Genomic DNA, 16,825 nt, shown 5'->3' with positions numbered 1-16,825 from the left:
ATGGGCTACAGAGCGGCAAGTTTTAAGCTACAAGTTACAAGTTAAGAACTTAGATGGCCTTTCGCTGACTAACGTCCGGCTTTTCTCTGTCTGCTATACGCTCAGGGAAAGGCCGGTGTAGGATGCGCGCCGTTCGGCGCAGGCCGATACCTCTTTTCGTTCCACACCTTTTGGAACCCGACATAACCATGGCATCGCGTAAATTTGGACTCAATCTGGTGATCGTGCTGGCAATTGCCGCGCTGTTCACCGGCTTCTGGGCGCTGATCAACCGCCCGGTCACCGCTCCCAACTGGCCTGAACAGATCTCCGGTTTTTCCTACTCGCCGTTCCAGCAAGGCCAGTACCCACAGAAAAACCAGTTCCCAAGCGACGACGAGATGCGTCGTGACCTTGAGATCATGAGCAAGCTGACGGACAACATCCGTACCTACTCGGTGGACGGCACCCTGGGTGACATCCCCAAACTGGCCGAAGAGTTCGGCCTGCGGGTGACCCTGGGGATCTGGATCAGCCCCGACCTTGAACGCAACGAACGGGAAATCCAGCGCGCCATCGAAATCGCCAACAGCTCGCGCAGCGTGGTGCGGGTCGTGGTGGGTAACGAAGCCGTGTTCCGCAAGGACATCACTCCAGAAGCGCTGATCGTGCTGCTGGATCGGGTGCGCGCCGCCGTCAAAGTGCCGGTCACCACATCCGAGCAATGGGACATCTGGGAAAAGAACCCGCAACTGGCCAAGCACGTCGACCTGATCGCCGCGCACATCCTGCCATTCTGGGAATACATTCCGATGGACAAGGCCGGCCAGTACGTACTCGATCGTGCCAAGGATCTGAAGAAGCTGTTCCCGAAAAAGCCGCTGCTGCTGTCGGAAGTTGGCTGGCCGAGTAACGGGCGCATGCGCGGTGGCAACGAAACGTCGCCGGCCGACCAGGCGATTTACCTGCGTACGCTGGTGAATAAGCTGAACCGCCAGGGCTACAACTACTTCGTGATCGAGGCCTTCGATCAGCCGTGGAAAGTCAGCGACGAAGGCTCGGCCGGTGCTTACTGGGGCGTATTCAACGGCGCGCGCCAGCAGAAATTCAACTTTGAAGGCCCGGTCGTCGCGATCCCGCAGTGGCGCGTACTCGCCATCGGTTCGGTGGTGCTCGCGCTGCTGTCCCTGACCCTGCTGATGATCGACGGCTCGGCGCTGCGCCAGCGGGGTCGGACCTTCCTGACCTTTATCGCGTTCCTGTGCGGTTCGGTGCTGGTGTGGATCGGTTACGACTACAGCCAGCAATACAGCACCTGGTTCAGTGTCACCGTTGGCATTCTCCTGGCCCTTGGCGCGCTGGGCGTGTTTATCGTGTTGCTGACCGAGGCCCACGAACTGGCGGAAGCGGTGTGGACCCACAAGCGCCGGCGTGAATTCCTGCCGGTTGAAGGGGATTCGGACTACCGCCCGAAAGTGTCGATCCACGTGCCCTGCTACAACGAGCCGCCGGAGATGGTCAAACAGACCCTCGACGCCCTGGCCGCCCTCGATTACCCGGACTACGAAGTCCTGATCATCGACAACAACACCAAGGACCCGGCCGTCTGGGAGCCGGTGCGCGACTACTGCGAAACCCTCGGCCCGCGCTTCAAGTTCTTCCACGTCGCGCCCCTGGCCGGTTTCAAGGGTGGCGCGTTGAACTACTTGATCCCGCACACCGCCAAGGATGCCGAAGTGATCGCGGTGATCGACTCCGATTACTGCGTATCGCCGAACTGGCTCAAGCACATGGTGCCGCACTTCGCCGACCCGAAAATCGCGGTGGTGCAGTCGCCGCAGGATTACCGCGACCAGAACGAAAGCACCTTCAAGAAGCTCTGCTACGCGGAATACAAGGGCTTCTTCCATATCGGCATGGTCACCCGCAACGACCGTGACGCGATCATCCAGCACGGCACCATGACCATGACCCGTCGCTCGGTGCTCGAAGAACTCGGCTGGGCCGACTGGTGCATTTGTGAAGATGCCGAACTCGGCCTACGGGTGTTCGAGAAAGGCCTGTCGGCAGCGTATTACCACGACAGCTACGGCAAGGGCTTGATGCCGGATACCTTTATCGACTTCAAGAAACAGCGTTTCCGCTGGGCCTACGGTGCAATCCAGATCATCAAGCGCCACACCGCAAGCCTCTTGCGTGGCAAGGGCACCGAGCTGACCCGTGGCCAGCGTTACCACTTCCTCGCGGGCTGGTTGCCGTGGGTGGCGGACGGCATGAACATCTTCTTCACCGTCGGCGCGCTGTTGTGGTCGGCGGCGATGATCATCGTGCCGACGCGGGTCGACCCGCCGCTGCTGATTTTCGCGATTCCGCCGTTGGCGCTGTTCGTGTTCAAGGTGGGCAAGATCATCTTCCTGTACCGCCGTGCCGTAGGCGTGAACCTCAAGGACGCGTTCTGCGCAGCATTGGCCGGCCTGGCGTTGTCCCACACCATCGCCAAGGCGGTGCTGTATGGCTTCTTCACCAGCAGTATTCCGTTCTTTCGTACACCGAAAAACGCGGATAACCACGGCTTCTGGGTAGCGATTTCCGAAGCCCGCGAAGAAATGTTCATCATGCTGCTGTTGTGGGGTGCCGCACTGGGGATCTATCTGGTGCAAGGCCTGCCGAGCAATGACATGCGCTTCTGGGTGGTGATGCTGCTGGTACAGTCGCTGCCGTACGTGGCGGCGCTGATCATGGCGTTCCTGTCGTCGTTGCCGAAACCTTCGGCAGCCGTGGAGCCCGCGCCAGCTGCGTAAAAACTTGCGCAATGCACTAAACGGCGGCCTCTGGCCGCCGTTTTGCTATAAGATAACGGCCATTTTATGAGTCTTGGCCCTGCCTTTGCTCTGTGTGGGAGCTGGCTTGCCTGCGATGCAGACGCCGCGGTCTGGCTGGCACACCTCGGCGATACTATCGCAGGCAAGCCAGCTCCCACATTGGCTCTGCGTCGCCCCGAGCTCTGTATTCCACATTCGTCCTGCGCCCACAACACGCTTCCCGGAGTTTTCCCATGACGGCCCATGCCGACCTTTCGCCGACCCTTCAACTTGCCATCGACCTGATCCGTCGCCCCTCTGTGACGCCGATCGACGCCGATTGCCAGAAGCTGATGATGCAGCGCCTGGGCGACGCCGGTTTTGCGCTTGAGCCGATGCGTATTGAAGACGTGGACAACTTCTGGGCCACCCATGGCAAGCACGATGGCCCGGTGCTGTGCTTTGCCGGTCACACCGACGTGGTGCCGACCGGCCCGGTGCAGGCCTGGCAGAACGACCCGTTCGACGCGCTGATCGATGACAACGGCATGCTCTGCGGCCGTGGCGCGGCGGACATGAAAGGCAGCCTGGCCGCGATGCTCGTCGCGTCCGAGCGTTTTGTCGCCGACTACCCGGACCACAAGGGCTCGGTCGCCTTCCTGATCACCAGCGATGAAGAAGGCCCGGCGCACCACGGCACCAAGGCCGTGATCGAACGCCTGGCCGCACGCAAGGAACGCCTGGACTGGTGCATCGTCGGCGAACCGTCGAGCACCACGCTGGTGGGTGACGTGGTCAAGAACGGCCGTCGCGGCTCCCTCGGCGCCACCCTGACCGTGCGCGGCGTACAAGGCCACGTGGCCTACCCGCACCTGGCGAAGAACCCGATCCACCTGGCCGCTCCGGCCCTGGCTGAACTGGCCGCCGAGCATTGGGACGACGGCAACACCTTCTTCCCGCCGACCAGCTTCCAGATTTCCAACCTGAATTCCGGCACCGGCGCGACCAACGTGATCCCGGGCGACCTGACGGCGGTGTTCAACTTCCGCTTCTCCACCGAATCCACCGTCGAAGGTCTGCAGCAGCGTGTCGCGCAGATTCTCGACAAGCATGGCCTGGACTGGCACGTGGAGTGGGCGCTGTCGGGCCTGCCGTTCCTCACCGAGCCGGGCGCGCTGCTGGATGCGGTATCCGCGAGCATCAAGGCGATCACCGGGCGTGAGACCCAGGCGTCCACCAGCGGTGGCACCTCCGATGGGCGTTTCATCGCCACCCTCGGTACCCAGGTGGTCGAACTGGGCCCGGTCAACGCGACGATCCACCAGGTCAACGAGCGCATTCTGGCCAGCGACCTCGACGTGCTGACCGAAATCTACTACCAGACCCTGATCAAGTTGCTCGCCTGATGCTGGCCTGCCCCATTTGCAGTGCGCCGCTCAACGCGGTCGACAATGGCGTCGCATGCCCCGCCGGGCACCGTTTCGACCGCGCACGCCAGGGTTACCTGAACCTGTTGCCGGTGCAGCACAAAAACAGCCGCGACCCGGGCGATAACCTCGCCATGGTCGAGGCGCGCCGCGACTTCCTCAACGCCGGCCATTACGCGCCGGTCGCCAGGCGCCTGGCCGAACTGGCCGCTGAGCTCGCCCCGGCGCGCTGGGTGGACATCGGCTGCGGCGAGGGTTACTACACCGCGCAAATCGCCGACGCCCTGCCCCGCGCCGACGGCTATGCGCTGGACATCTCCAAGGAAGCGGTCAAGCGTGCGTGCAAACGCAACCCGGCGCTGACCTGGTTGATCGCCAGCATGGCCCGCGTGCCCTTGGCGTCAGGCAGTTGCCAATTCCTCGCCAGCGTATTCAGCCCGCTGGACTGGGAAGAGGCCAAGCGCCTGCTGAGCCCCGGCGGCGGCTTGATGAAAGTCGGCCCGACCAGCGGTCACCTGATGGAACTGCGCGAGCGTCTTTACGACGAAGTGCGTGAGTACACCGACGACAAACACCTGGCCCTGGTGCCGGAAGGCATGAGCCTGGCGCACAGCGAAATCCTCGAGTTCACGCTGAGCCTGGCGCAACCCCAGGACCGCGCCAACCTGCTGGCCATGACACCCCATGGCTGGCGCGCCAGTGCCGAACGCCGCAGCGACGTGATCGAGGCCGCCGAGCCGCTGATCGTCACCGTGTCGATGCGCTACGACTATTTCGTGCTTCAATAACCGACTTTTCCGCGAATGGATTTTTTAAATCCCGCAACGAGGAACATCCATGCGCCAACCCGATATCGAGATTTACCTGAAGGACGCCGACGTCGACTACAAGGCTATCGCCGCCTGGCTGGGCGCCGCCCTGGGCCCGTGCACCGAGTGGGTCCAGAAAGGCCAGACCTACAAGTGCAAGGCCGGTAACGTGCCTGTCACCTGGCTGCCGAAGGCTGTAGGCAAATGGAACAGCCTGTACCTGGAAAGCGACCAGACCCCGTGGGACGACGACATCGCCTGCGCCCGCGCTGCATTTGCTGCGCTGAACGTCGAAGTGCGTTGCGCACCGGGTACGTGGGTTGAGGAAGAAGGCGAAGAAAGCGCCGACACCTGGATTCGTATCAGCGCGGACGGTGAAGAACAGATCACCTGGAAAACTGCATAGAAAGCCGAATTGTGAACCCAATCAAATGTGGGAGCGGGCTTGCTCGCGAAAGCGGTGGATCAGTCAACATCTCTTGTGACTGACACACCGCTTTCGCGAGCAAGCCCGCTCCCACATGGGTTCAGCGGTGTAACAAAAATCAGGTTACAGGCCCACCACATCCTCCGCCTGCAAGCCCTTCTCGCCGGTCACTACGGCGTATTCCACCTGCTGGCCCTCGGCCAACGATCGATGACCTTCACCGCGAATGGCGCGGTAGTGCACAAACACATCCTTGCCATCATCCCGCTGAATAAACCCGTAACCCTTTGCATCGTTGAACCACTTCACATTGCCGGTTTCGCGCGTTGCCATCTGTCTTCCTCCCATATGTTTTTTATTGTTGAGTCGGTCGCATTGAACTGCCGAGTATAAGACAGGTTCAAAAACCATCAACTCAAGTTTACTTCGCGGCTTTTTTGCCGATTTTCGGCGAATACGGCACACTACCCGCCCGAGCACCTGCTCGGTTTTTCCCACTTGAAGCAGCACGCCTATGACCCGCTCCCCGTTCCGCCGTCTGGTGTTTGGCACCTTGCGCCGACTGTTGTACCTCTGGGTTCGCTCGGAGACGATCAACCAGTCGTCCCTTACCCTTAACCTCGACCGCAGTCGGCCGGTGTTCTACGTCCTGCAATCGCCCTCCCTCACTGAATTGGCCGTGGTCGATGCCGAGTGCACCAAGGCCGGCCTGCCGCGCCCGGTGCTGCCGGTATCGGTCGGCCCGTTGATGGAGCCGGCGGCGTTCTTTTACCTCACGCCCGAGCCGGACTGGCTCGGCCGCCAGGACAAGCGCGGCGCGCCGCCGACCCTGACCCGACTGGTCAACACCCTCAGCGAGCACGCCGAAGAGAATGCACAAATCATTCCGGTCAGCGTGTTCTGGGGCCAGTCGCCGGAAAGCGAGTCCAGCCCGTGGAAACTGCTGTTCGCCGACAGCTGGGCGGTCACCGGCCGCCTGCGCCGGTTGCTGAGCATCCTGATCCTCGGTCGCAAGACCCGTGTGCAATTCTCCGCGCCTATCAACCTGCGTGAGTTGATCGAGCACAATAAAGGCCACGAACGCACCGTCCGCATGGCCCAACGGATCCTGCGGGTGCACTTTCGCAACCTGAAGACCGCCGTGATCGGCCCCGACCTGTCCCACCGACGCAACCTGGTCAAAGGCCTGGTCAACATGCCGCTGGTGCGCCAAGCCATTGCGGACGAGGCCGAACGCGAAAAAATCGCCCCGGAAAAAGCCAAGGCCCTGGCCCTACGCTACGGCAACGAGATCGCGTCGGACTACACCTACACCGCGATCCGCTTCCTCGAAGTGGTGCTGAGCTGGTTCTGGAACAAGATCTACGACGGCATCAAGGTCAACAACATCGAGGGCGTGCAAAAGGTTGCCCAGGGCTACGAGGTGATCTACGTACCGTGCCACCGCAGCCATATCGACTACCTGCTGCTCTCCTACCTGCTGTTCAAGAATGGCCTGACCCCGCCGCACATCGCCGCCGGGATCAACCTGAACATGCCGGTGATCGGCAGCCTGCTGCGCCGTGGCGGTGCGTTTTTCATGCGCCGCACCTTCAAGGGCAACCCGCTGTACACCTCGGTGTTCAACGAATACCTGCATACCCTGTTCACCAAAGGCTTCCCGGTGGAGTACTTCGTCGAAGGCGGCCGCTCGCGTACCGGGCGCATGCTGCAGCCAAAGACCGGCATGCTGGCAATCACCCTGCGCAGTTTCCTGCGCTCTTCGCGCATGCCCATCGTCTTCGTGCCGGTGTACATCGGCTATGAGCGCGTGCTCGAAGGCCGGACCTATCTCGGTGAGTTGCGCGGCGCGAGCAAGAAGAAAGAGTCGATCTTCGATATTTTCAAAGTGGTCGGCGCGCTCAAGCAGCGCTTTGGCCAAGTCGCGGTCAACTTCGGCGAGCCGATCAAACTGGCGGAGTTCCTCGACGCCGAGCAACCGGACTGGCGCGCCCAGGAGCTGGGCCCGAACTACAAACCGGCATGGCTCAACGAAACCACCAACCGCCTCGGCGAGCGGGTGGCCCGCCACCTCAACGAAGCCGCTGCGGTCAACCCGGTCAACCTGGTGGCCCTGGCGTTGCTCTCAACCACACGCCTGGCCCTGGATGAACAAGCCATGGCACGCCAGTTGGACCTGTACCTGGCGCTGCTGCGCCGCGTGCCCTACTCGCCCCACACCACGTTGCCCGAAGGCGATGGCCTGGCGCTGATCAAGCACGTCAAGGACATGGATCTGCTGTCGGAACAGAGCGACGCCCTCGGTAAGATTGTGTACCTGGGCGAGCAGAACGCTGTCCTGATGACCTACTACCGCAACAACGTGCTGCACATCTTTGCCCTCCCGGCATTGCTCGCCAGTTTTTTCCAGAGCAGCTCGCGGATGAGCCGCGAACAGATCCTGCGCTACACCCACGCGCTGTACCCGTACCTGCAATCGGAGCTGTTTATCCGCTGGTCGCTGGATGAGCTGGACAGCGTGGTCGACCAGTGGCTGGAAGCCTTTGTCGAACAAGGCCTGCTGCGCTTCGAGAACAACGTGTACCTGCGCCCGGCCCCGAGTTCAACGCACTTCGTGCTGCTGACGCTATTGTCCAAGAGCATCGCCCAGACCCTGCAACGCTTCTACATGGCGATCTCGCTGCTGCTCAACAGCGGCCAGAACAGCATCAGCGCCGAGGAGTTGGAGGACCTGTGCACGGTGATGGCCCAGCGCCTGTCGATCCTGCATGGCCTCAACGCACCGGAGTTCTTCGACAAGAGCCTTTTCCGACATTTTATTCAGACGTTGCTGGAGCAAGATGTGCTGCGCCGCGATGAAGCCGGCAAGCTGAGCTACCACGACCTGCTCGGCGAACTGGCCGAAGGCGCGGCCAAGCGCGTGTTGCCGGCGGAAATTCGCCTGTCGATACGCCAGGTCGCACTGCATCGCGTCGATGGCGCGGCGCAAACGCCGCTCGAACCTGACGCCCCCACGCCTGAAGAAAGCCGCTAGATTGAATAAGGCGCCGGGCGGTTTCCGGCGCCGTTGACAAGGAGCAACACCATGAAAAAGATCATCCTCCTCGGCCTCACCGCCCTGCTCGGAGCCTGCCAATCCATGACGCCCGCCCCCAAGGCCAGCCTCGATGGCGAAGTGTTCTACCTGCAACGCATCGCCCTGCCGCCCACCGCCATCTTGAGTGTCAGCCTGCAAGACGTGTCCCTGGCCGACGCGCCAGCCGTGACGCTGGCGGAGCAGAAAGGCCCGGTCAAAGGCCAGGTGCCCCTGGCGTTTCACCTGAGCTACGACCCTGCACAGGTCAAGCCTGGCCACAGTTATTCGGTCAGCGCTCGCATCGAAGTGGATGGCAAGCTAATGTTTATCACCACCGAACGGCACTCTGTGCAACTCAACGGCCAGGACCCGCAACCCCTGCGCTTGCGCGTTGACGCCGCGGCCCACTGATAGCCTCCAGAACACACGCCCCATCAAAAGGAAGCGCCCATGCTCCGCAACTCCCTTCGCTTTACTGCCCTGTGTGCCGGCCTGCTGCTCGGCGCCAACGCCATGGCCCTGGACCTCAGCAGCCTGTCCCAGGGCGACGCCAGCGGCGGCCTCAAGGACGCCCTGACCCAAGGCGCACAGATCGCCGTGAAACAATTGGGTGTACCGGGAGGTTTCAGCAACAATCCGCAAGTGAAGATCGGTTTGCCGGGCAAGTTGGGCAAAGTGGCCGACAAGCTGAAGATGTTTGGCATGGGTGACCAGGTCACGCAGTTGGAAGCCAGTATGAACAAAGCTGCGGAGTCCGCCGTGACCCAGGCCCAGCCGATCCTGGTAAATGCCGTGAAAAACATGAGCGTGACCGACGCCAAGGGCATCCTCAGCGGCGGCCAGGACTCGGCCACCCAATACCTGAACAAAAGCAGCCGCGAGCAGATCCGCGCCAAGTTCCTGCCCATCGTGAAAGCGGCGACCGACAAGGTCGGCGTGGCCCAGCAGTACAACGCCCTGGCCGGCAAGGCTGCGGCGTTTGGCGCAGTGGACGCCAAAAGCGCCAACGTCGAAAACTACGTGACCGAGCAGGCGCTGGATGGCTTGTTCAAGATGATCGCGCAACAGGAAGAAACCATTCGCAAGAACCCGGCGGCCGCGGCCACCAGCCTGGCGAAGAAGGTGTTCGGCGCGCTGTAAACGTTGGAAGGATCGCTCCCTGCAACGGGGAGCGATCTAATGCAGGACCGATTCCGCCAACCGCCCCACCATCAACGTGGCAAAGCAGCCAATCGCGATCGAGGTGGCGCGGTTGATCTTCAACGGCGTCAGCCAGGCCTTTTGAATCCCTTCGAAGCGACTGCCCAGCACAATCCACGCCGACCCTACCGGGATCACCACCAACACCAGGGTGAGCATGAACCCGGCATAGCCTGGCAACGTGGCAAAGGCGCCGACCGGCGCGATGAACGACACGATCAACAGGCCTTTGGGATTCATCACCGTCAGCCAGAAGAAATACAGCCCGGAGAAACGGTCGCGGCTCGGGTCGGCCGCGCTGTTCTTGCGTTGCCAGAGTTTGTACGAGACATACAGCAGGTAACACGCCGCCGCCAGTTGCGTGGCCTTCAACGCCCATGGCGAATACGCCGCCAGATACAGCAAGGCCACACCCCACAGCGAAACCTGCAGCAGGTAGGCCAGGCACTCGACAAATGCCAGTTGCCACGAGGCCCGCCAGCCGAACAACAGCCCTGCGCGAAACAGCAGGGTGTTGGTCGGGCCAGGGGCAAGCAATAACAACATCAGGGCTGAAACAGTGGCCAACATGATTACGCGACGTCCTTCCTCACTCGGAACCACGCAGCATACAGGGCCGGCAGGAACAATAGGGTCAACGCCGTCGCCACAATCAACCCACCCATGATCGCCACTGCCATCGGCCCGAAGAACACGCTGCGCGACAGCGGGATCATCGCCAGCACCGCCGCGAGGGCGGTGAGAACAATCGGACGGAAGCGTCGGACGGTAGCTTCGATAATGGCCTGCCATGGCGCCAACCCGGCCTTGATGTCCTGCTCGATCTGGTCCACCAGGATCACCGAGTTGCGCATGATCATGCCCGACAGCGCGATGGTGCCAAGCATGGCCACAAAGCCGAAGGGCTGGCGGAACACCAACAGGAACAGTGTCACGCCGATCAGGCCCAGCGGCGCCGTCAGAAACACCATCGCCGTACGTGAGAAGCTGCGCAGTTGCAGCATCAGCAAGGTCAGCACCACCACGATAAACAGCGGTACGCCGGCTTTGACCGAGTTTTGCCCACGGGCAGAATCCTCGACGGTACCGCCGACTTCCAGCAAGTAGCCATCCGGTAGTTCGGCGCGCACGCCTTCAAGGGTCGGCTGAATCTGCTGGACCAGGGTCGCCGGTTGCTCCTTGCCATAGATGTCGGCGCGGATCGTCACCGTCGGCAGACGATTGCGGTGCCAGATGATGCCCTCTTCGAAGCCGTATTCGAGGGTGGCGATTTGCGACAGCGCCACACTTTTACCGTTGTCGGTCGGCACGGCGAGGCTTGGCAGCAGCGACAACTCGGTGCGCTCGTGGACGGTGCCGCGCAGGAGGATTTCGATCAACTCGTTGTCCTCCCGGTATTGGCTGACGCTGGAACCTGTCAGCGAACTCTGTAGGAATTTCGACAGATTTGCGGTGCTCACACCGAGGGCGCGGGCGCGATCCTGGTCGATATTGAGGTAGACGATCTTGCTCGGCTCTTCCCAATCCAGGTGCACGTTGGCCACGTGGGTATTTTCACGAACCTTGGCCGCCACTTTCCGCGCCAGGGCGCGGACTTCTTCGATGTGTTCGCCGGTCACGCGGAACTGCACCGGGTAGCCTACAGGCGGGCCGTTTTCCAGGCGCGTGACCCGCGAGCGCAGCTCGGGGAATTGTTCGTTGAGGGTTTCGATCAGCCAGGTGCGCAGGCTTTCACGTTCCTCGATGGTTTTGGCCAACACCACAAACTGGGCGAAGCTGGCGGCTGGCAACTGCTGGTCCAGGGGCAGGTAGAAACGCGGCGAACCGGTGCCTATGTAAGCTACGTAGTTGTCGATACCGGCGTGATCCTTGAGCAGCGCTTCCAGACGTTTGACCTGCTCGGCGGTGTTGCTCAGGGAGGTGCCTTCGGCCAGCTTCAGGTCGACCATCAGTTCCAGGCGGCCGGAGGCCGGGAAGAACTGTTGCGGCACAAAACGGAACAGCGCCACCGAGCCGATAAACAGCACCAGGGTCAGTACGATCACGGTTTTACGCCGACGCACGCACCACTCCACCAAACGTCTTACACGCTGGTAGAAGGGGGTTCCGTAGGGATCAGGACCGTCGGCGCCATGTTTGGCCGCGTGAATCTTCGCCAGGTCCGGCAGGAGTTTTTCCCCCAGGTACGGCACAAACACCACGGCCGCGACCCAAGAGGCCAGCAAGGCGATGGTCACCACCTGGAAAATCGAGCGGGTGTATTCACCAGTGCTCGACTGCGCCGTGGCAATCGGCAGAAAACCCGCGGCGGTGATCAAGGTACCGGTGAGCATCGGGAACGCAGTGCTGGTCCAGGCGAAACTCGCGGCCTTGAGCCGGTCATAGCCCTGCTCCATTTTGATCGCCATCATTTCCACGGCAATGATCGCATCATCCACCAGCAGGCCCAGGGCCAACACCAATGCGCCGAGGGAGATCTTGTGCAGGCCGATCCCGAGGTAATACATGCTGGCAAAGGTCATCGCCAGCACCAGCGGAATTGCCAGGGCGACCACCATGCCGGTGCGTACACCGAGGGAGAAGAAGCTGACCAGCAACACGATGGCCAGTGCCTCGGCCAGGACCTGAACGAATTCGCCGACACTGGTTTTCACCGCAGCCGGTTGATCCGATACCTTGCGCAGCTCCATGCCTGCCGGAAGGTTCTTCTGCAGGCGTGCGAATTCGCCTTCAAGCGCCTTGCCCAGCACCAGGATGTCGCCGCCGTCGCGCATGGCTACGGCCAGGCCGATGGCGTCCGCGCCCATATAGCGCATGCGCGGCGCCGGAGGATCGTTGAAGCCACGGTGGATGTCGGCGACATCGCCGATACGGAAGGTGCGGTCACCCACACGAATCGGGAAGTTGCGGATCTCTTCCACCGTCTTGAAATTACCCGACACCCGCAGTTGCACGCGTTCGGTCGGGGTTTCGAAGAAGCCGGCGGTAGAGACCGCGTTCTGTTCTTGCAACGCCTGCTGTACCGCCGCCAACGGCAGGCCGAGGGTCGCCAGCTTGAGGTTGGACAACTCGATCCAGATCTTCTCGTCCTGGAGGCCAAGCAACTCGACCTTGCCCACATCCGGCACGCGCTGCAGCTGAATCTGGATACGGTCGGCGTAGTCCTTGAGCACGGCGTAGTCAAAACCATCGCCGGTCAGGGCGTAGATGTTGCCGAAGGTGGTGCCGAACTCATCGTTGAAAAACGGCCCCTGGATGTCCGGCGGCAAGGTCTGGCGGATGTCGCTGATCTTTTTGCGCACCTGATACCACAGCTCGGGGATCTGCGCCGAGTGCATGGAGTCGCGGGCCATAAAGGTGACTTGGGATTCGCCGGGACGCGAGAAGGAGACAATGCGCTCGTAGTCGCCGGTCTCCATCAGTTTTTTCTCGATGCGCTCGGTGACCTGGCGCGAAACTTCCTGAGCCGTAGCGCCGGGCCAGTTGGTCTTGATCACCATGGCCTTGAAGGTGAACGGCGGGTCTTCGCTTTGCCCCAGCTTGGTGTAGGACAAGGTGCCGACCACTGCCAGCAGGATCATCAGGAACAGTACGATCTGGCGATTACGCAACGCCCATTCGGAAAGATTGAAACCCATCGGGGACTACTCCTTGGCCGCCAGATTCACTATCCGGTTGGAGCGATCCACCGGGCGCACTTGCTGGCCCTCATGGAGCACATGCACGCCGGCGGCGATCACCCAATCAGTGGGACTCAAGCCTTCCAGCACCGGCACGGATTTTTCGCCGAACGCACCGATGCGCACCGGGGTGCGTTTAAGCGTGTTGTCTGCCTGTACACGCCACACGTAGGACGCACCGTTCTCCGCACTGAGGGCAGACAACGGCACCGACAGCGGAATCACACCGTCAGCCTGTATGAAAACCCGCGCACTCTGGCCCAGTTCGGCAGGGACCTTGCCGCCGGTAAATGCCACACGCGCGGCAAAGGTGCGCGATTTCGGGTCGGCTGCTGGCGACAGTTCACGGATACGCCCGGCGAAACGCTGATCCGGCTGGCTCCACAATTCGACGGACACCGGCTGGCCGATCTTGAACCGGGCGAAGCCTTGCTCGGGCAGGCTGATCAACACCTCACGCTCGCCATCGGTGGCCAGGGTGAATACGGTCTGGCCGGCGGATACCACCTGGCCCACTTCCACTGCGCGCTTGGCGACCACGCCGTCCTGGGGCGCGCGCAACGTGGCGTAACCGGCCTGGTTGCTCGACACGTCGAACTCGGCCTTGATCTGTTTGAGACGTGCTTCGCCGGATCGGTAGAGGTTTTCAGAATTGTCGTACTGGGAACGGCTGACCATCTGACGGTCCATCAGGGTCTTGTAGCGATCACGCTCGGCGCGCACCAGGCTCAGGTTGGCCTCGGCGGCGGCGACCTGGGCGCGGGTGGCTTCCAGTTGCAGGCGCACATCCTGAGGGTCCAGCTCGGCCAGCGGCTGATTGGCCTTGACCCGCTCGCCCTCCTCGACCAGGCGCTTGCTGACTTTGCCGCCGATGCGAAAGGCCAGGTCCGGCTCATAGCGCGCACGGACTTCACCGGGGTAGCTGTCACTCGCCTGCGCCGAAGGCTGCGGCTGCACCACCATGGCCGGGCGGATAACGGTCTGGGCCGCTTCTTCATGGCCGCAAGCGGCCAAGAGGAACGCCAAGCTGGCAGGCAACGCAAGGGGCAGGAAAGTGCTGCGCATGCTGAAGGACCTTTCGCAAATGGAGCTAGGAATAATTATACTGGCCAGTATGTTATTAATACCAAACTCACCAGTCCAGTATTAAAGGTGAAAATGTCCGACAATCCTGCCAACACCAATAGCCCCGGGCGTCCCAAGGACATGGCAAAACGCCAGGCTATCCTCGAAGCAGCGAAAATCCTGTTTTTGAGCAATGGTTACGCCAGTACCAGCATGGATGCTGTCGCCCTTGAGGCCGGCGTGTCGAAACTGACCGTCTACAGCCACTTCACCGACAAAGAGACCTTATTCACCGCCGCCGTGGTCGCCAAGTGCGAGGAACAATTGCCGGTGATGTACTTCGAGTTGCCCGCCGACATGCCTGTGGAAACGGTGCTGTTGAACATTGCGCGGGGCTTCCATCGGCTGATCAACAGCAAGGAATCGGTGAACCTGCATCGCCTGATGATGACCACGGGCAACCAGGACGTGAAACTCTCACAGATCTTCTTCGAGGCGGGGCCAATGCGCATGCTGCAAGGCATGGAGCGCTTGTTGGGCAAGATCGACCAAAGTGGCGCGCTGAGCATCGACAAACCGTTTACGGCGGCCGAGCACTTCTTCTGCCTGCTCAAGGGCACGGCGAATTTTTGCTTGTTGTATGGCTGTGGCGGGCCGTTGAGTGAGGAGGCGGCCGAGGAACACGTGCGCGAGGTGGTGGGGTTGTTTATGCGCGCTTATCGGGCCTGAAGTCTTGTGGTGGCTGGGCGGTCGCTTTCGCGAGCAAGCCCGCTTCCACATTTGGCCGCATTCCAAAGTTGGAACTCGGTCAAATGTGGGAGCGGGTTTGCTCGCGAAGAGGCCCTCAAGACCACTGAAAATTCAGCCCTTGAGCGCCTTCTTCGGGTAGATGTCATACCGGCTGGACTTGCCATCCAACGCATGGCTCGGCTTGGGCCCCTCGATACACGGTGCCTTGCGCGGCCGTTTCACCACCACCCTGTGGCTGGCCAACGCCAGTGCCGCTGCGAGCAATGCCGGGGCATCCGGATCATCCCCCACCAACGGCCGGAACAGGCGCATTTCCTTCTTCACCAGGGCAGTTTTCTCACGATGCGGGAACATCGGGTCGAGATAGATCACCTGGGGCGGCTCGCCCTCCCAATTACGCATCACCTCGATGGAGTTGCCCTTGAGCAGCTGCATGCGCGCCACAATCGGTGCCACCTCAAAATCATCCGCGCCGCGCGCCAGGCCGTCTTCAAGCAAGGCGCCGATCAACGGCTGGCGCTCGATCAGGCTCATTTCGCAGCCCAGGCTCGCGAGTACGAACGCGTCCTTGCCCAGGCCTGCGGTAGCGTCCAGCACCCGTGGGCGCACGCCTTGGGCGATGCCCACCGCTTTGGCGATCATCTGCCCGCTGCCACCGCCATACAAACGCCGGTGCGCCGCGCCACCTTCGACAAAATCCACGCGCACCGGCCCCGGTGCATCCGGCCCAAGCTGTTGCAGCTGTAGGCCCTGTTCACCGACTTGCAGGGAAAAATCCGCATCCGCCTGCTGCAAAGGCAGGCCAAGCCGCGTCGCCCATTGCTCGGCAAGGGCCTGGAAACCTTCGGCCAAGGCCTCGACCCTGATGCGGCTGGCCGCTGGTTGTTCGCTCATCAATCGCTACGCTCAAAAATATTAAGGATCGGCAAATACCGGCCGATAAAAACAACAGTCAGGTATTTTGCCAGAGCTGAGCGTCGACCGAGAAAAATGTCAGACATTCTTCCCCTAACCATCGGTGTACTGCCGACCCACAACCACTACGGCCTGCGCAATACCCAAGCGCTGGCCGGGGTGAGTCATGTGTGGCAGGACTTCTTTGCCCGGGCGTTGGCCGAGCAGCTCGGCGATGCGCCGGGCGCGCTCGCCGCCCAGGCGCCTGCACCGCTGGACCCGGAAGTTGAACCCAGTGCCGGCGCCGACCTGCTGTCGCAGATCCTCACCCAGCGTGAATGCGACGTGAAAGACACCGAAATCGCCCCGCCTGAGCCGTTGTTCCTGCCGATTGCCGAGTTCGAGACCGAACTGCTGCCACCGGCTGCGACACCATTGCCCGAAGAAGAAATCGTCGCCCAACAGCGCCAGCAAAACTTCGAAAGCGGCTGGGTTCGCCCAATCGTGCTGAGCGCCGGCCAACCGCTGCCGGAACCCGGCCCGGCGCCCGAGCCCCGCCCGCTGCACCTGCCGATTGCCGAGTTCGAACTGGACCTGCTGCCACCGGCCGCCACGCCGTACCCGACCGAAGAACTGCTGGCGCAACAAAAGGCCCTGGACTTCGATTACCACTGGGCTCGCCCGCTGATCACTCAGAACCTGCGACTGGCCGCCTGA

14 protein-coding genes are annotated in these 16,825 nt (G+C 61.7%); 9 read left to right on the top strand and 5 right to left on the bottom strand.

Translation table 11 applies throughout. The features are described 5' to 3' along the window. The first annotated feature begins 188 nt into the window (after nt 1-188). From AC3ISR_RS06785 to AC3ISR_RS06770, 4 genes are all read left to right on the top strand, one after another. Nucleotides 189-2,780 carry a glycosyltransferase gene (locus AC3ISR_RS06785; RefSeq protein WP_192299361.1) on the top strand — a complete coding sequence of 864 codons (2,592 nt, stop codon included), beginning with the start codon at nt 189-191 and terminating at the stop codon, nt 2,778-2,780. A 254-nt stretch (nt 2,781-3,034) separates the two neighbouring features. Continuing rightward, nucleotides 3,035-4,186 carry a succinyl-diaminopimelate desuccinylase gene (dapE, locus tag AC3ISR_RS06780; protein ID WP_058425298.1) on the top strand — a complete coding sequence of 384 codons (1,152 nt, stop codon included), beginning with the start codon at nt 3,035-3,037 and terminating at the stop codon, nt 4,184-4,186. Continuing rightward, the gene (locus AC3ISR_RS06775) at nt 4,186-4,995 is read left to right on the top strand and encodes a putative RNA methyltransferase (RefSeq protein ID WP_192299362.1); all 810 of its coding nucleotides are present in this window, start codon (nt 4,186-4,188) and stop codon (nt 4,993-4,995) included. The genes dapE and AC3ISR_RS06775 overlap by 1 nt, the downstream gene beginning before the upstream one ends. Nucleotides 4,996-5,044: 49 nt before the next feature. Further along, a complete protein-coding gene (locus AC3ISR_RS06770; RefSeq protein WP_192299363.1) occupies nt 5,045-5,422 on the top strand; it encodes a hypothetical protein in 378 nt (125 codons plus the stop codon). A gap of 144 nt (nt 5,423-5,566) precedes the next feature. Here the strand turns inward: AC3ISR_RS06770 and AC3ISR_RS06765 are convergent, their stop codons facing one another. Beyond that, nucleotides 5,567-5,776, bottom strand: coding sequence for a cold-shock protein (locus tag AC3ISR_RS06765; protein WP_016974389.1), 210 nt, complete (start codon nt 5,774-5,776; stop codon nt 5,567-5,569). Between the two features lie 181 nt (nt 5,777-5,957). On the opposite strand from AC3ISR_RS06765, the gene plsB reads away from it, so the two are divergent. From plsB to AC3ISR_RS06750, 3 genes are read left to right on the top strand one after another with little or no spacing between them, the layout of a single operon-like run. After that, nucleotides 5,958-8,477 carry a glycerol-3-phosphate 1-O-acyltransferase PlsB gene (gene plsB / locus AC3ISR_RS06760; protein ID WP_192299364.1) on the top strand — a complete coding sequence of 840 codons (2,520 nt, stop codon included), beginning with the start codon at nt 5,958-5,960 and terminating at the stop codon, nt 8,475-8,477. Nucleotides 8,478-8,528: 51 nt separating this feature from the next. Next, nucleotides 8,529-8,930, top strand: coding sequence for a YbaY family lipoprotein (locus AC3ISR_RS06755; protein ID WP_192299365.1), 402 nt, complete (start codon nt 8,529-8,531; stop codon nt 8,928-8,930). A 39-nt stretch (nt 8,931-8,969) separates the two neighbouring features. Continuing rightward, the gene (locus AC3ISR_RS06750) at nt 8,970-9,659 is read left to right on the top strand and encodes a DUF4197 domain-containing protein (RefSeq protein WP_192299366.1); all 690 of its coding nucleotides are present in this window, start codon (nt 8,970-8,972) and stop codon (nt 9,657-9,659) included. A 36-nt stretch (nt 9,660-9,695) separates the two neighbouring features. Here the strand turns inward: AC3ISR_RS06750 and AC3ISR_RS06745 are convergent, their stop codons facing one another. The 3 genes from AC3ISR_RS06745 to AC3ISR_RS06735 are packed head-to-tail and all read right to left on the bottom strand — an operon-like array spanning nt 9,696 to nt 14,464. Then, nucleotides 9,696-10,289, bottom strand: a complete 594-nt coding sequence (locus AC3ISR_RS06745; RefSeq protein ID WP_192299367.1) for a LysE family translocator — start codon at nt 10,287-10,289, stop codon at nt 9,696-9,698. A 2-nt stretch (nt 10,290-10,291) separates the two neighbouring features. Beyond that, nucleotides 10,292-13,357, bottom strand: a complete 3,066-nt coding sequence (locus AC3ISR_RS06740) for an efflux RND transporter permease subunit (protein WP_192299368.1) — start codon at nt 13,355-13,357, stop codon at nt 10,292-10,294. 6 nt (nt 13,358-13,363) lie between these two features. Beyond that, on the bottom strand, nt 13,364-14,464 hold the full coding sequence (locus AC3ISR_RS06735; protein ID WP_192299369.1) for an efflux RND transporter periplasmic adaptor subunit: 1,101 nt from the start codon (nt 14,462-14,464) through the stop codon (nt 13,364-13,366). 93 nt (nt 14,465-14,557) lie between these two features. Here AC3ISR_RS06735 and AC3ISR_RS06730 point away from each other — a divergent pair, with 93 nt between their 5' ends. Then, the gene (locus AC3ISR_RS06730; protein ID WP_192299370.1) at nt 14,558-15,193 is read left to right on the top strand and encodes a TetR/AcrR family transcriptional regulator; all 636 of its coding nucleotides are present in this window, start codon (nt 14,558-14,560) and stop codon (nt 15,191-15,193) included. Between the two features lie 132 nt (nt 15,194-15,325). Here the strand turns inward: AC3ISR_RS06730 and AC3ISR_RS06725 are convergent, their stop codons facing one another. After that, nucleotides 15,326-16,108, bottom strand: coding sequence for a class I SAM-dependent methyltransferase (locus AC3ISR_RS06725; protein ID WP_192299371.1), 783 nt, complete (start codon nt 16,106-16,108; stop codon nt 15,326-15,328). Nucleotides 16,109-16,204: 96 nt separating this feature from the next. On the opposite strand from AC3ISR_RS06725, the gene AC3ISR_RS06720 reads away from it, so the two are divergent. Then, entirely contained in the window at nt 16,205-16,825 is a 621-nt protein-coding gene (locus tag AC3ISR_RS06720) for an energy transducer TonB (protein WP_192299372.1), read from the top strand.

This window comes from Pseudomonas sp. GL_117 (assembly GCF_057835125.1).
The sequence above is the reverse complement of the archived record's forward strand: the minus strand, read 5'-3'. Positions and strand labels throughout refer to the sequence as shown.

Coding starts and splice junctions, on each gene's coding strand:
- AC3ISR_RS06785 (WP_192299361.1), top strand. CDS start 189: ATGGCATCGCGTAAATTTGGACTCAATCTGGTGATCGTGCTGGCAATT.
- dapE (WP_058425298.1), top strand. CDS start 3,035: ATGACGGCCCATGCCGACCTTTCGCCGACCCTTCAACTTGCCATCGAC.
- AC3ISR_RS06775 (WP_192299362.1), top strand. CDS start 4,186: ATGCTGGCCTGCCCCATTTGCAGTGCGCCGCTCAACGCGGTCGACAAT.
- AC3ISR_RS06770 (WP_192299363.1), top strand. CDS start 5,045: ATGCGCCAACCCGATATCGAGATTTACCTGAAGGACGCCGACGTCGAC.
- AC3ISR_RS06765 (WP_016974389.1), bottom strand. CDS start 5,776: ATGGCAACGCGCGAAACCGGCAATGTGAAGTGGTTCAACGATGCAAAG.
- plsB (WP_192299364.1), top strand. CDS start 5,958: ATGACCCGCTCCCCGTTCCGCCGTCTGGTGTTTGGCACCTTGCGCCGA.
- AC3ISR_RS06755 (WP_192299365.1), top strand. CDS start 8,529: ATGAAAAAGATCATCCTCCTCGGCCTCACCGCCCTGCTCGGAGCCTGC.
- AC3ISR_RS06750 (WP_192299366.1), top strand. CDS start 8,970: ATGCTCCGCAACTCCCTTCGCTTTACTGCCCTGTGTGCCGGCCTGCTG.
- AC3ISR_RS06745 (WP_192299367.1), bottom strand. CDS start 10,289: ATGTTGGCCACTGTTTCAGCCCTGATGTTGTTATTGCTTGCCCCTGGC.
- AC3ISR_RS06740 (WP_192299368.1), bottom strand. CDS start 13,357: ATGGGTTTCAATCTTTCCGAATGGGCGTTGCGTAATCGCCAGATCGTA.
- AC3ISR_RS06735 (WP_192299369.1), bottom strand. CDS start 14,464: ATGCGCAGCACTTTCCTGCCCCTTGCGTTGCCTGCCAGCTTGGCGTTC.
- AC3ISR_RS06730 (WP_192299370.1), top strand. CDS start 14,558: ATGTCCGACAATCCTGCCAACACCAATAGCCCCGGGCGTCCCAAGGAC.
- AC3ISR_RS06725 (WP_192299371.1), bottom strand. CDS start 16,108: ATGAGCGAACAACCAGCGGCCAGCCGCATCAGGGTCGAGGCCTTGGCC.
- AC3ISR_RS06720 (WP_192299372.1), top strand. CDS start 16,205: ATGTCAGACATTCTTCCCCTAACCATCGGTGTACTGCCGACCCACAAC.